Here is a 12,475-nt window from a genome sequence, read left to right on the forward strand (position 1 = left end):
CACCTCACCTCTTGCTTCTCGAACAGTCGCCGCTTCGGCGCTCTATTGACGGGGAGCCTATATTTATCTTGTTACACCAGATCTCTGCTTCTAAGCTTACGTAATGTTATTCTTGAAAAAAGCGTCAAACTTGCCGCTGCTGCTGCAAGCATCGACCACATGATCGGAGACAGCAGACTCCATTTTGCCGCCATTTCAATCGAGAAATTCAGAAGATTGCCGCCGCATAGTTTGATAGTGGCTGCCGTAATCACCGCCACTGCGAGCAGGATGAATGTCGATCTGAAATAGGCCTTGCCGTGATTCGAAAATTCAAAGTACATGTATGGTCCCGTCATCAATATTCCGTATCCAATCCAGGTAAGTGCTAATGCCAGATAGCCTGCAATCGTCATTTCGCTGCGGACTGGCTCGGCAATCCAATACATCAGACCGAAGAACACGATCCCGTTAATCACAAAGGCCAAAAAGCTTTGCATCAGCCGGTACGCAATCACCACATGGTCTGAAATCGGCAGTGCACGAAAATAGGCAAGCATATGCGTATATGAATCTTCGCTTAAGTACTTAAAGGATCTTCTGCAGAAATAGAAGCCCAGCATCGGCATCAGTAGTAAAAACAAACCATCCGTCACCGGACTTACATACTTGGGTGCTTCCATCTGCCCTCTAATCGCCATGCCAAACGTAAAAGCCATGTAAGCGGCAAATACAATCGTCCACATAAAATACTTTTTCTCGCCTTTCAAATCTTTGAGGATCATGGACCAGGCTCTCTTCGTGTTTTCCAAACGGCTCTCCCCCGCTCATTCTTCGTTATCTGTTAAGTGTGTATATACACCTCATCGGTGTGCTTACTGTGTATATCTTTATACACAGTATATAGTGTAACTTTCCAACACGCAATAGGAATTCCATAAATATTTTGGAAAATTTTATAATACGATTTCTCGCACAAAAAAAAGGCCCGAACTCCCTAATAGAGCTCTGAGCCTGATCATTCAACAATCGATCATCCATATTAATATACAAAAGTTCCGGGATTTCTGGTATAAAAATCAAGCATCGTCTGTGCGTCTTGCGCTTTTTCCGCAGGTACTTCGATCTCGAGCATCGTGAACATGGCATTGCTTTGCCCGAGATACTGAAATGCCGCACCGTATGTTTCATACGCCTCTGCATCCTTTTTCAATCTGTATTGCACGATATGCTCATTCAATTCTACTCTACTCTTGAACACAGGTGTATCCTCAGCAAAACCTTGTTCTTCCGCCCATTTTTTCTTCGCCGGAAAAAGACTCCCAATCTTTCCGATCGCGCAACCCATACAAGGACCAACATCCAAATAAGTCATATGAATGCCAGGGTCCGCCGGGTCTCGCATCTCGATTTTAACAGAGCCATCCATACCTGTATCCGCCAGGGTAACCTCCCAGTGACGCGGTGCGAGCATGAGATAGCCATAGGTACTGCTTTCATTCAAAAGGTAGGCTCCCCAGCGCGTCGAATCCGAAGACGGAAGGGATATTCCTTGAATCACCGGCAGTTCCTTATGCGGAAGATTGGATGGAATATACTCACCGTAAAATTTGCCTGATATGCAATACAGCGGAATTTGCTTGATGCGTTTTTCTGACGATTGCTCCAGCTTAAGCACACCGCATTGAACTGCCGGTTGCTTGCTCATACTCTCGGGATCATCTGCACTCGGGCCTTGCTTTGAATCAGACGGCTTTCCGGATACGGGTGGCGTTTCGTTCTGATTTGTCTGCCTAGTTTCTTGTTGCTCGTCTGCCGACATCTTTGCGGGGTTCGAGAGCGAGGTTGTAAACAGTAATGTTACGATAGCTGCTACTGCCAGAACATAACGTCTGGCCCTCTGACCCTCCTGTTTCCAAAAGCCGTTACGTTTCATGTGGATCCCGGACCTTTTCAGTGATTTAGAGGTTCACCCTTATAAACTTTAAACGTGATCAGGAAGCATAATGTTACCGTTTATTTTTATGGCGTTCCTTTATTAATACCCACATTCTAGGTCCAAGAACATAGGAATCAAGTAAAAATGCGATTTTTCCCATCCACCCCTCACCCAAATGATACGGCAGACTTATGATATTCCGCCCAGATACTATTATGAGTCAGAACGAACAAAAAGACCTTTTCACCCTGCCCGGTTGCGGACATCTGAAAAGGTCTCTTATGCTTGTCTACTGCAGAATGGATATCATCCAATCTTATGCGCCCAAAATGACTTCCCACACCGGCTTGGTATGCCCGCCTGGATATAAAATATACAGCAGGACATAAACAGCTACGCCGGTAATGGCCGTTACAAACCAAATGGTTGCCGTAACTCTTCCCCACTTCCGGTGTTTCGAGAATTTCTCTTTGAAAGCCAGCACCAGCGTGGTGATCCCAAATACGGCAGCAATCGTCGCCAGCGTAATGTGGAAGATCAAGAAGATTTGGTAATACACTTTCATTTCGTCCGATCCGCCCCAGGATGTATTACCTACGAAAGCGGTTCGGGAAACGTAAATAATGAAGAACAGCAGCGCCGCGATCGCACCGCTTATCATTACCTTTTTGTGGGCGTCGCGTTTGCCCTGAATAATGAGCACCCAGCCGATTGCCACCAAAATCGCACTGATGACAATAAAAGATGTGCTGACTGTCGGCATCAGCATGTATAAATCCATGAAAATCCTCCTTACCTCGTATACATCAGCTTATGCCCGGTTCAACGAACCTTCGCCATATTCGGCCGGCGCTATATCGTCATCTTCTTTATTCTCAGTCTTATACCATTGGAAAAATACTCTTCCGAGCATGGACGCGAAAATAAATTCCTGGATGAACTTCATCACGATTCCGCCAACCTGCTGATCTACCTTTGTGCTCATGATGTTGAAAAAAGTTGGACCGCCAAAAGCCTGCAACAGCTTCGACGGATCTCCGGATACGCAGTATCCCATCGCTTGGGCCCAGATATTCGGATCGCTGTAAGTCGCGTACATCGGCTTGGTCGAGAAAATGATCAGACCGCAGGCCGGTGTCAGCAGGACCATGTTCAGGAAGATAAAGCCGATCTTCGTAAGTCCGGAAGCTCTGTCCTTCTCGGGCAGCGGATTAATCAGGGTCCACCACATCAGAATGGCTGCGATGAACAGCACCAGATAATACAATCTGTGCAGCGCAAAATGCAGCATCACATAATCATGAACGGCCGGGAAGTGATAGAAAGAGAATAACCCGTTAAACACGACCGCCGCAACGACAGGCTTGGCAAAAAAGCCGAGCTTCTTGAACGGATTCACTTTCAGTATCGCTCTCCACAACCATGCAGGGATCCCCATCATGAGCAGTGGCGGCGCTACCAGATACGATAGTGCCATCGTGGTCATGTGAAACGTGAACATCATGTGTCCGAGCAGACTGATCGGCCCGCCTTGAGCAAGGTACAGAATAAACATACCGCAGACGAAGCTGATCTTTTTGCTTAAAGACACGGGTTCAGCGCCGGCAAACCTCTCACTAAGCGGTCCGATAACAACAAAATACGCAGCCGTCACGATCAGCATAAATGCGAGAAATAACGGACTGAACAAAGCGCTAAAGCTAAAATATTCTAACCCCAGCATGTTAAAACCTCCTCTCAGGCAGCATCAGTTCTGTCGAATTTGTGACAGCTCGCCTTCATTGAAAAAAAGAGGGGGCCAAAGCCCGCCTCTTTCTCTATTTTACCACCAAACCCAGTACAATGCTGTGACAATCGCCGTACCGGCTACGAAGAATCCGCCTATCATGAAAATGATGGGCATCATGTGACCCCGATCCTTCAAGTGCATCCAGTAACCCATTTGTACCAGAACTTGAATGATCGCCATCAGAAGGAGGAACAAAACGGTGAAAGCCGTGTTCACTCCGCCTGCAATAACGGCTGCAAAAGCGATGGCCGTCAGAATGATGGAGAAAATGAATACTATAATATGCTTTTGTGGTCCCTCATGACGTTGGCTGTGTTTCACTGCGTCATGAGTCGCCTGATGATCTGCAGAAGTCATGTCTTAGCCCACCTTTCCGAGCAGGTAAACAACCGTAAAGATGAATACCCACACGACGTCGATAAAGTGCCAATACATTGCCGACACATAAACCTTAGGCGCCGTTACGACCGTCAAACCTTTTTTGAACAGTTGTCCGATCAGGACTGAAATCCAGAGTACACCGAAAGCAACGTGGGCACCGTGGAAGCCAACCAGCGTATAGAACGCCGAACTGAACGCACTGGTCGTCATGCCGAACTTCTCGGCGATGACATATTCAGAGAACTCGTAAATCTCGAGGCCGAGGAAGCCAAGGCCCAGAATAACTGTAACGATTAACCATACGCGAAGCTTAGCGACGTTATGTCGGTGCATCGCCTGAACGGCGAACACACTGGTCAAACTACTCACGAGCAGGATCAAAGTCGCAAGGGCTGTCGTCGTAAAGGAGAAGAGCTCATTTGCGGTTGGCCCTTCGTTCGTTTGATTGCGAAGCGCCAGGAAAGTCGCGAACAGGGTACCGAACAGCACGGCCTCTCCACCAAGGAAGAGCCAGAAGCTGAGCACTTTATTGCGGCCTTCCAACGTCGCTTTTTCCGGTTCGTGCGGCAGTGCGCCGTCTACCGTTTCTGCATGCGTTGTACTCATGCTTTTACCCCCTCTTCATCGAGCTCTTCCACTTCGATGTGCCAGCCGTGATCGTCATACAGGGAACGCAGCAGCATGGAACCGAAAGTGATCAACAAACCGATAATCACGACAATCCAGTTATTGAAGATCAGGCTCATAAAGGAATTCGAGAAATCCTCTTTACTGAACATGAATCCAAGACCGGCAATGAAAATACCTACAGACATTACGAAAGGAAGAATCGTTGGCGATGGCATATGGATAGGTCCGAGCGGTTCTGCCGGAGTCATGCCTTTGTTGCCAGCCATTTTTTCTTTCCACAAAGCATCGATACCGCGCACAAGCGGGATCTGCTTGAAGTTGTACTCCGGAGGAGGGGAAGGAATCGCCCATTCCAGCGTACGTCCGTCTTCCCAAGGATCGTCTGCCACGCCTTTAGGCTTGAAGGCTGTTACGATGGCATTGATCAGGAAGAAGAGGATACCGATACCCATCAGAATCGCACCGACGGTACTTACCATATTCAGCGTATCGAAGCCTTGGTTAGGCAGATACGTAAATACGCGGCGCTGCATACCCATCAGACCCAGGAAATGCTGTACGAAGAAAGTCAGATGGAAACCGATGATAAAGAACCAGAAAGACAATTTGCCAAGCGATTCGTTCAGCATACGACCGAACATCTTAGGCCACCAGTAATGCAGACCTGAGAGAAGACCGGATACGAGACCACCCACAATAACGTAGTGGAAGTGGGCTACGACGAAATATGTGTCATGGAACTGGAAGTCAGCAGGAGCCGATGCGAGCATAACCCCTGTAACGCCACCCATAACGAAGGTAGGGATAAAACCGATCGCAAACAAGTTCGGGCTTGTAAAGCGGATTTGACCGCCCCACATGGTGAACAACCAGTTAAAGATTTTAATACCTGTAGGCACCGCGATCAGCATGGTCGCAATCGAGAACAGCGCGTTCGCAACCGGGCCAAGACCCGTTGTGAACATATGGTGAGCCCAAACCATGAAGCCGAGGAAGGCGATCAGGATGGTTGCAAACACCATGGAGCTGTATCCGAAGAGACGTTTGCGCGCGAATGTCGGTATAACCTCGGAAATAACGCCGAAAGCCGGCAAGATGAGGATATACACTTCAGGGTGACCAAAAATCCAGAAGATATGCTGCCAAAGAACGGGGTTACCGCCATTGGACACTTCGAAGAAGTTAGCTCCCAGAATCCGGTCAAACGAGAGCAGTACCAAACCAACCGTAATGGCCGGGAAGGCGAACAGGATCATCGCAGAAGTAATAAAGGATGTCCATGTAAACATCGGCATTCTCATGAAGGACATTCCCGGCGCACGCATCGTAATGATCGTAGCCAAGAAGTTGATGCCCCCGATCAGCGTACCGAGACCGGCAATCTGAAGGCCGACGGTGTAGAAGTCAACGCCGTGCGTTGTACTGTATGTCGTCGTCGAAAGCGGAGTATAAGACGTCCAGCCGGCATCCGGCGCACCGCCCATAATCCAGCTCAGGTTGAGCAGCAGACCGCCGAACAGGAACGTCCAGAAGCCGAGTGAGTTCAAAAACGGAAATGCGACGTCGCGTGCACCGATTTGCAGCGGAATGACCGCATTCATCAGTGCAAAGATCACGGGCATAACGCCCAGGAAGATCATCGTCGTACCGTGCATCGTAATCAATTCATTAAAGGTCTGGGCTGATACGAAATCATTCATCGGTTTGATCAGCTGCAAACGGATCAATACCGCTTCGATACCGCCGATCCCGAAGAATAAGCCGCCAGCCAATAAGTAAAGTATGGCTATTTTTTTATGGTCGACTGTCGTAAGCCAATCCATTAAGCCCTTATGGCGCTTGACACTATGAGCATGAGCCAAGGTTGGTACCCCCTCTTATAAAAATCTTGCTGTTGCTGCTTAGTAGTTCAATTTGTAGTTAGCCAAGTAATCGGCAATGCCATCGATTTGTTCATCTGTCAGACCCAAATCTTTTGGAGCTGGCATTTTGTTGCCCGGTTTCACAGCTTGTGGATCTTCAAGCCATGTTTTGAGGTTTTCCTTAACCGGTTTGCCGCCGTCTTGACCTTCATTCAGCAAGATACCGGCAACAGATTCACGGGAACCGATGCCTGTAAGATTCGGAGCTACTGGACCACCTTGATCACCTACAGCATGGCAAGACAGGCAAGATTTCTTGAAAGTTTCAGCCAGTGCCTGATCTTTAGGCAGAACGGCCGGTGCTTTCATTGCCGCAACCCATTTGTCGAACGAATCCGGGTTCACAGCCTTAACCTTAAATTCCATCAAACCGTGTGAAGGACCGCAAAGCTCGGCACATTTACCGCGGTAAACCCCTTCTTTATCCGTGCTAAAGCTGAACCGGTTAATGGTTCCATCCGGGTTCGTGTCCATTTTACCGGACAGGGACGGTACCCAGAAAGAGTGAAGAACGTCAGCAGTTTTCAACTCGAAAGCGATGTTCTTGCCTGTTGGAAATACCAGTTCCTGGGCGGTTTTCACGCCGTACTGAGGATATTCAAATTCCCACCAGTATTGGTGCGAAGTTACTTTTACCTGTACGGAGCCCTTTTCATTATAGTGGTCATCACCAAAAGCAAAAATCTTTTGAACCGTAGGAACGGCGAGAATGAACACCAGAATAAGCGGAATCACTGTCCAGATAATCTCCAGTTTGAAGTTACCTTCCACTTGTTCAGGCACATCTGTTTGTCCCTTTTTCCTGCGGAACTTAATCAAAACGTATACCGCAATTGCAAATACGACGATCAGGACCACGATCATAATCGTGATTGATAGCTTCATCAAATCGTACTGTCCTTCCGCCACAGGCCCCTGTGGTCGTAATGCCGACAAGTCCTCGCGGCCGCACCCGGCTAAAAGCAGAGAAAATACTGCGAGCAAGGGAAGGAGTCGCTTTACAGCCTGCCACCGTTTCATCATTGATCTACCCCACTTTGTACATTTTCACAGGCGCCGCCAAAGACACATTCAGCGGTCAATCACCTGCGCTATAACGGATGAATTGCTACTGTCAATTAAAACAATCACCTATTTAATATAAGTTTAAGGTACTATTTTGTCAATGTTTCTGACCTAGTTCACAAATTGTTCGAAAAGTGCCGAAAGTCGCGCCACACAAGCGTTTGCAATCGTTTCCACCGTGCCTGCACCCCCCTTTCAGCCCCTCGGTTTGGAACCTTAACAATCCCTTTTCGTATACCCACATTTCTTATCTTTCATTCATATTTCCCCTTTTTCCAAGGTTTGAATCGTCATCAAATCGTCATTTTTCAACAAAAAAAGGAGCCGATCGGCTCCTAATTGGTCAAGATCATCGGCCCTTCTCTTGTAACGGCAACGGTATGCTCAAACTGCGCACCGCTTGTGCCGTCCGCCGTCTGAATGCTCCAGCCGTCATCATTCCATAGTACGGCCCCGGTAGAACCCAGCGTAAATATGGGCTCGACCGTGATGACCATCCCCTCGACCAGCGTTTCACCATCTCCGCGCCTGCCATAGTTCGGCACATCCGGCGGCTCATGCAGCTGTTTACCGATACCGTGACCGACAAGAGGCTTTACAACGCCAAATCGTCCCTTGCGTGCCGCCTTATCAATAACATAACCGATGTCTCCGATCGTATTTCCGATTCTGGCTTGATCAATCCCGGCATACAGTGCCTGTTCCGTCTTCAGCAGAAGCTTTTGCAAGGGTCTGCTCAGCCTCCCTACTCCGTAGCTCCAGCCGGAATCCGCGAGCCAGCCATCCTTGTTAACGACAATATCAATGGTTATCACGTCCCCTTCCGACAAGGGAACATCATTCGGAAAGCCATGACAGACGGTATCATTGACGGAAGAGCAGATGGCAAACGGAAACCCGCGGTACCCCTTCTGCTCGGGAGATGCCCCATACCTGGACAAATACTCTTCAACGAAAGCATCAATCGTAAGAGAAGTTATGCCGGGAGCGATCATCTGTGCAATCTCCCGGTGACAGGCTGACAGAATGCGGCCCGCCTCCCGCATATAGCCGATCTCTTCCCTGCTTTTCAAGCTTATTTCCATGTTGCACTCCCTTTCGCCTACGCTTAAATGCCCATCAAACGGGGAATGTTACACTATATGCGAGCCGCTGAGCCGGGAATCAGCTAACAACACAAAAAAAACCGCAGTTCCGCGAAAGCTCCGCGGAATACGGTTCTATATCCATTGCTTTATTTATATTTTGTACCGGCACTGAAGTGATTATGAAACAGAAGAGTTCATTCTTCCGAGTTCATGCTCCACAACCGAGGTCAATTCTTCCTCGTACCCTCCCATAATATGATATTTCCGGACGTATTCCTTAACAAATTTCTTCGGATCCTTAGGCCGGAAAATCCGTGTCATTTCCCGCAGACTTTCTTTTACTTCGTTATGACCTTTCGTTGCCATGATAGTTCCCTCCCAAAACACTTGAATGGATTGCTCCAATTAAGAGAATGCCGAAAAGACCTTACCTGACATGAAGAAGTAGTCGTTTGCAGTTAGTTATTTAGGTTTGGGCTTGAACGCTCCCGGCTCCCGCTTTAGGCTCTGAAATGTAACATACCCTAAGACGGAAAGTCTGAATCACTCCTTTCATTGTATCATATTCTGCTGCCGAAAACAGCTTTCCAAAAAAATGAATAGATTAAGTTTTTTTACAATGAATTCAAAGGTTCTTATCTTTGATCATCGGCTAATCGGGTTAAGTACATAATAACAATTAAAAATCACGCATCATTTCAGGACTTTGGAAAGGAGATCTGAACATGGAACGCCATGATATGCCGATGTTTAGAGCACCATCCTACCGTCCCCCGCCCTTTCCCTACCGCCAACCGGACAAGGAGGGCTGTGACGAACATTTACTGAACCTGGCCGATGAAGCCATCCGCAACTCTTTTCCGAAAATGCACAGCTTTCTCGTAGCCCAGAGCGGCGACCTGATTTATGAAAAATACTATAATGGCCAGAATAGGGGATCACTGAATGATTTGAGATCGGCCACCAAGAGCTTTACCTCAATTCTGACGGGAATTGCCCTAGACCGCTGCCAGCTGCCGGATCTGGATGAGCCGCTCATGAACATACTTGAACGATACACTTCAGAAAGAACCGATCCGGCCCTGCATCGGACCCTCACGCTCAGGAGATTATTAACCATGACTACCGGATTGGCCTGGCAGACCGGCAAAAGGCTGGGGGAACCCTTCATTCACCACTTTCACCGGAGCAGGCACTGGACCTCGTATGCCCTCTCCCTGCCGGTGCTTCCGGAAATGGTGGGATGCTTTCAATACCGGAGCGTTGACACCCATCTCCTGTCTGTCATTCTTTCGGAATGTACGGGTCAGGATGCATACAGCTATGCGAGGGAGCATTTATTTGGGCCGCTGGGCATCGAGCATGCTGAATGGACTTCCAGTCCTGAAGGCCACAGCATGGGACATATCGGTCTATATCTTACGTCAAGGGATATGGTGAAATTCGGTATATGTTGCCTGGAAGGTGGGAATTGGAATGGACGGAAGGTGATTTCCCCTACCTGGCTAAGCCAGGCGCTGCAGACCCAAGTGGAGGGTTACCCCGCTTTCGGAGATTACGGTTTCGGCTGGTGGACAGGCAAGATGAACGGACAAGCATTCAGCTATGCGCACGGGCATGGCGGACAACAAATCTATGTGTTTCCCGAACTGGATGCCGTCGTCGTTTTTACCGCTGATTGCAAGGTGAGCCGCTGGAAGAATCCCAAACCTCTGTTGCAGCAATTCATCCTAAAGGCCTTGAACGGATCTGCCGCCAAGGAACGGATAATCCGCAGCAAGGATGGGAACGTTAATAAGGCAGTTTTACGTCTTCAGCAGAATGATCCCGACAGCAATTGAAGGAGGACTCTTGAATGAAAAACAAAAACAAAGCCATGCTGCCCGTTTCCCGTGAAGAAGTCGAGGTTGACGGAGTCTATACCAATGAATGGGGACGCGAGGAAATACTGCATCGAGGCCAGGATTTCCCGGCTGATCCGATGCTGGGAACCACCGAATGGCAGCTGAGCGAGCTCGTTTACGACAATCATCATGAAGGCCGGACCGATCCTCGCCTGGTTCCGAAGGAAAACGACACGGACAAGATCGGCAAAATTACGCATCCCCGCAAACAACAGCAAGGCGGCGACCCTTCCTAAGGATTGACTTCAGATATTTTATGCCAAAAGGCATCTTCAAGAGCGGGCTCACGGATATTTCCGATTGCCCGCGTTCAAGAAGATGCCTTTTTTACGCTCATAACTTGTCTCACCTGGACATATGTTTATACAACAATCCCGTTGTAAGACAAGGAGTGTATGAATATGTCCCCTTTCTTCAAATCGTCCACTGGCCTGCCTGAAAATATCGCCGCAACACTATGCTATCTGTTCGCGTTCATCGGCGGCATTGTGTTTCTCGCACTCGAGAAACGCAGCCGATTCGTCCTGTTTCACGCACTGCAGTCGGTGCTTGCTTTCGGAGCCGTAATGATTGCCCATGTACTTTCCGGCTTTATCCCCCTGATCGGACCGCTGATTGCCGGGCTCCTCTCCATCCTGACCGTTGTCATGTGGGTCGTTCTTCTCTTCAGTTCTCTGCAAGGGAAGTGGCTGAAGCTTCCATGGATCGGCGACTTGGCCGAAAAGCAGCTCCGTCATTTGTAATATCCCGCATATGTCCATTAATTCAGGGTTTCCTTTTGGCTCCGTAATTCTTACAATAAAGGCAAAGGGTTCTTTGAAAGACATGGGGGAAAACAAATGTATTTGTTTGTAGTCAATAAAAAGTCGGGCAATGGCCACGGCTACCGCACCTGGCTCAAAATCAAGAATGCCCTGGATACAAGAGCGATCAGCTATCGCTATCTGTTTACCGAGAATGCCGGGCAGGCAGCCAGACTCATTGCCGAAACCCTATCCGAACCGGAGCATTGGCAGGGCGTGGCCGTCATCGGCGGAGACGGCACGATCCACAGCGTACTACCTGTTCTGAAGGACTTCAACATTCCGCTTGCCGTGATTCCGGCTGGTTCCGGCAACGACACCGCCCGCGGCTTCGGCATTCCGCATGATCCATTATCTGCGCTGGACATCATGCTCGCCGGACAGACCAAGGCTGCCGATCTCATCGTCACTTCCGGCGGTCTGACGCTCACGGCTCTCGCCATCGGATTTGATGCCCAGGTAGCGGAGAATGTGAACACCAGCTTGTACAAAAAGGTCTGCAATTTTTTCCGCGTCGGCCGTGCTGCCTATATCGTCGGCATCCTGCATACGCTCCTGACCTTCAAGCCATGCAGCCTCACAGTGACTTGCGATGGCGAAACAACAACATATCGGGATGCATGGCTTACCGCCATCTCGAACGTCAAAAGCTACGGCGGCGGGCTGCATATTTGTCCGGAGGCCCATCCCGGTGACGGCCAGCTGGATATATGCATCGTACATGGGTGCTCCCGGCTGCAGCTTCTTCGTCTGTTTCCAACCGTGCTGAGTGGTAAGCATGTACATCTGCCATTCGTGAAATTCATGCGCGGCCAGGAAATATCCATTCACTTTGACCAGCAAAGATTGGCCCTCGGCGACGGCGAGAATATGTCCACCGGCCCGTTCGATATTATCGTTGAACCGAATGCGCTTCAGGTCTATGCCGTGTAACCATAAGAAACGTATATCGACGCACTTATGTTTTTCTTGCAA

At 48.9% G+C, this 12,475-nt stretch carries 14 protein-coding genes; 4 read left to right on the forward strand and 10 right to left on the reverse strand.

The window, feature by feature from the left end; genetic code table 11:
• Positions 1–71: 71 nt before the first annotated feature.
• From GRF59_RS19015 to GRF59_RS19060, 10 genes are all read right to left on the reverse strand, one after another.
• Positions 72–791 (reverse strand): hypothetical protein, encoded by a 720-nt coding sequence (locus tag GRF59_RS19015; protein ID WP_160499303.1) that lies wholly within the window; start codon positions 789–791, stop codon positions 72–74.
• Positions 792–1,021: 230 nt separating this feature from the next.
• On the reverse strand, positions 1,022–1,687 hold the full coding sequence (locus tag GRF59_RS19020) for a DUF4850 domain-containing protein (RefSeq protein ID WP_160499304.1): 666 nt from the start codon (positions 1,685–1,687) through the stop codon (positions 1,022–1,024).
• Positions 1,688–2,234: 547 nt separating this feature from the next.
• Entirely contained in the window at positions 2,235–2,699 is a 465-nt protein-coding gene (locus GRF59_RS19025) for a DUF420 domain-containing protein (RefSeq protein WP_160499305.1), read from the reverse strand.
• Between the two features lie 30 nt (positions 2,700–2,729).
• Complete coding sequence (gene ctaG, locus GRF59_RS19030; RefSeq protein WP_160499306.1) at positions 2,730–3,641, reverse strand: cytochrome c oxidase assembly factor CtaG; 912 nt, start codon at positions 3,639–3,641, stop codon at positions 2,730–2,732.
• Between the two features lie 99 nt (positions 3,642–3,740).
• A complete protein-coding gene (locus GRF59_RS19035; RefSeq protein WP_160499307.1) occupies positions 3,741–4,064 on the reverse strand; it encodes a cytochrome C oxidase subunit IV family protein in 324 nt (107 codons plus the stop codon).
• 3 nt (positions 4,065–4,067) lie between these two features.
• Positions 4,068–4,694 carry a cytochrome (ubi)quinol oxidase subunit III gene (locus GRF59_RS19040; RefSeq protein ID WP_160499308.1) on the reverse strand — a complete coding sequence of 209 codons (627 nt, stop codon included), beginning with the start codon at positions 4,692–4,694 and terminating at the stop codon, positions 4,068–4,070.
• The gene (ctaD, locus tag GRF59_RS19045; RefSeq protein ID WP_160499718.1) at positions 4,691–6,541 is read right to left on the reverse strand and encodes a cytochrome c oxidase subunit I; all 1,851 of its coding nucleotides are present in this window, start codon (positions 6,539–6,541) and stop codon (positions 4,691–4,693) included. Before ctaD ends, GRF59_RS19040 begins: the two co-directional genes overlap by 4 nt.
• Before the next feature lie 78 nt (positions 6,542–6,619).
• Positions 6,620–7,663, reverse strand: coding sequence for a cytochrome c oxidase subunit II (coxB, locus tag GRF59_RS19050; protein WP_160499309.1), 1,044 nt, complete (start codon positions 7,661–7,663; stop codon positions 6,620–6,622).
• A 377-nt stretch (positions 7,664–8,040) separates the two neighbouring features.
• Complete coding sequence (gene map / locus GRF59_RS19055) at positions 8,041–8,790, reverse strand: type I methionyl aminopeptidase (protein ID WP_160499310.1); 750 nt, start codon at positions 8,788–8,790, stop codon at positions 8,041–8,043.
• A 180-nt stretch (positions 8,791–8,970) separates the two neighbouring features.
• Positions 8,971–9,159: a hypothetical protein gene (locus GRF59_RS19060; protein WP_036651115.1), complete on the reverse strand. Its 189-nt coding sequence runs from the start codon at positions 9,157–9,159 to the stop codon at positions 8,971–8,973.
• 359 nt (positions 9,160–9,518) lie between these two features.
• Here GRF59_RS19060 and GRF59_RS19065 point away from each other — a divergent pair, with 359 nt between their 5' ends.
• The 4 genes from GRF59_RS19065 to GRF59_RS19080 all read left to right on the forward strand — a co-directional run bounded on the left by GRF59_RS19065 (position 9,519) and on the right by GRF59_RS19080 (position 12,433).
• The gene (locus GRF59_RS19065) at positions 9,519–10,634 is read left to right on the forward strand and encodes a serine hydrolase domain-containing protein (protein WP_160499311.1); all 1,116 of its coding nucleotides are present in this window, start codon (positions 9,519–9,521) and stop codon (positions 10,632–10,634) included.
• Between the two features lie 14 nt (positions 10,635–10,648).
• Positions 10,649–10,933: a transposase gene (locus tag GRF59_RS19070; protein ID WP_160499312.1), complete on the forward strand. Its 285-nt coding sequence runs from the start codon at positions 10,649–10,651 to the stop codon at positions 10,931–10,933.
• Between the two features lie 165 nt (positions 10,934–11,098).
• A complete protein-coding gene (locus GRF59_RS19075; protein ID WP_160499313.1) occupies positions 11,099–11,440 on the forward strand; it encodes a DUF4870 domain-containing protein in 342 nt (113 codons plus the stop codon).
• 96 nt (positions 11,441–11,536) lie between these two features.
• On the forward strand, positions 11,537–12,433 hold the full coding sequence (locus GRF59_RS19080) for a diacylglycerol/lipid kinase family protein (protein WP_160499314.1): 897 nt from the start codon (positions 11,537–11,539) through the stop codon (positions 12,431–12,433).
• The last annotated feature ends 42 nt before the right edge of the window (positions 12,434–12,475 follow it).

Origin of the sequence: Paenibacillus dendrobii (genome assembly GCF_009807035.1) — a bacterium.
GTDB classification, from domain to species: domain Bacteria; phylum Bacillota; class Bacilli; order Paenibacillales; family Paenibacillaceae; genus Paenibacillus_AQ; species Paenibacillus_AQ dendrobii.